This is a genomic window from Nocardia brasiliensis IFM 10847, assembly GCF_000710915.1.
GTDB lineage: Bacteria > Actinomycetota > Actinomycetes > Mycobacteriales > Mycobacteriaceae > Nocardia > Nocardia brasiliensis_A.
In genome coordinates this window covers 1-1,515 of sequence record NZ_BAUA01000138.1, presented here as the reverse complement: position 1 = coordinate 1,515, position 1,515 = coordinate 1, and the positions used below count along the sequence as shown (strand labels likewise).

Here is a 1,515-nt window from a genome sequence, read left to right as displayed (position 1 = left end):
AGCGCGTAGAAGAACGCGGACAGGCCTTGGCCGGTGCCGTCGGGCAGCGGGCGATACTGCTGGACGACCACCTTCACCGGGTCGGCGATCGCCAGCCGGGTCGCGCCGGACAGTTCGGGCGCGGGCGGCCCGCCGGGCTGCGGTTTCAGCTGTTCGTTCACCTGATCGGTGAGCTGCTTGCCGACCTGTTTGTTCACCTCGGTCAGCGCCTGATTGCCGACCCGCAACACGATCTGGGTGCCGAACGCGCCGGTGCGCGGGTTGGTCTGCAGCGTGATGATCGGACGTTCCAGGTCGCCGGGGATCACGCTGCCGATACCGAGATTGCCGAGTTGCTTGCTGAAGTCGCTCGGGATCACGATCGCGCCGTAGACCTTGCCGGCCTGCAGCTGCCGTTCGGCCTCGCTGATGCTGATCACCTGCAGGTCGACTTTGTCCGCGGGCACCCCGGTCCGCAGCGCCTCGGTGATCTGCGCCCCGAAGTTCACCTGTTGCTGCCCGTCGGCCTTCTTGATGACATCGCCCACATCCTGATTCACCAGGGCGATCGGAAAGTCGTGCAGATTCTTCTCCGGATCGACGACGTAATCCAGATACATGATGCCGAGCAGAGCGGTCAGCAGGGTCAGCACGGAGATGGGAAACAGCACCATGCGGGCCCAAGGCCGGCGCTGCTGTCCCGTTCCCGCCGTGTTCGATCCCGCTCCGCCGCCGGTGTCCGCGCTGTCGGTAGTCGTCACGGCAGGCACGGTAACAGTTACCGGCCCGCCTGCGCCGGGTCCTGTGGCGTGCTCGATTGCTGTCCGGATGCGGTGGCGAGTGATCGCGAACGAAGTTTCACCCGTAGAATGAAATCGCCCCCAGCCCGCCCGAACAGGGAGCAAACGGTGACCAACGCCGAACTGCCGGTCGTAAGCACATCCGCCACCCCCGATCAGGACGAGAACGAGCCACGCGAAGAGTGTGGCGTGTTCGGTGTCTGGGCCCCGAGCGAGGACGTGGCGAAGCTCACGTACTACGGGCTCTACGCGCTGCAGCATCGCGGTCAGGAGGCGGCGGGCATCGCGGTCTCCGACGGTTCGCAGATCCTGGTCTTCAAGGACCTGGGTTTGGTCAGTCAGGTTTTCGACGAGCAGACGCTGGCCGCCATGCCGGGCCATATCGCCGTCGGGCACTGCCGCTACTCCACCACCGGCGGGGTGACCTGGGAGAACGCACAGCCGATCTTCCGCACCACCGCGGTCGGCTCCGGACTTGCCCTGGGCCACAACGGCAATCTCGTCAATACCGCCGAATTGGCGGGCCGGGCAAGGGAACTCGGGCTCATCGGCGCGACGGTGGCGAACGGCCGCCCGCAGCCGATCGCCGCGACCTCCGACTCCGATGTGATCACCGCGCTGCTCGCGCATGCCTCCGCCGATTCGAGCATCGAACAGGCGGCGATGGAACTGCTGCCGACCTTGAAGGGCGCGTTCTGCCTGACCTTCATGGACGAGCACACCCTCTACGCCGCGC

2 protein-coding genes are annotated in these 1,515 nt (G+C 66.2%); one reads left to right on the top strand and one right to left on the bottom strand.

Annotated elements, in window-relative coordinates; all coding sequences use genetic code 11:
* Positions 1 to 740 (bottom strand): YhgE/Pip domain-containing protein (locus NBRGI_RS27175; RefSeq protein WP_235211121.1); only part of this gene is annotated, 740 nt, incomplete at its 3' end.
* A gap of 147 nt (positions 741 to 887) precedes the next feature.
* Here NBRGI_RS27175 and NBRGI_RS27170 point away from each other — a divergent pair.
* Positions 888 to 1,515 (top strand): amidophosphoribosyltransferase (locus NBRGI_RS27170; RefSeq protein WP_029900047.1); only part of this gene is annotated, 628 nt, incomplete at its 3' end.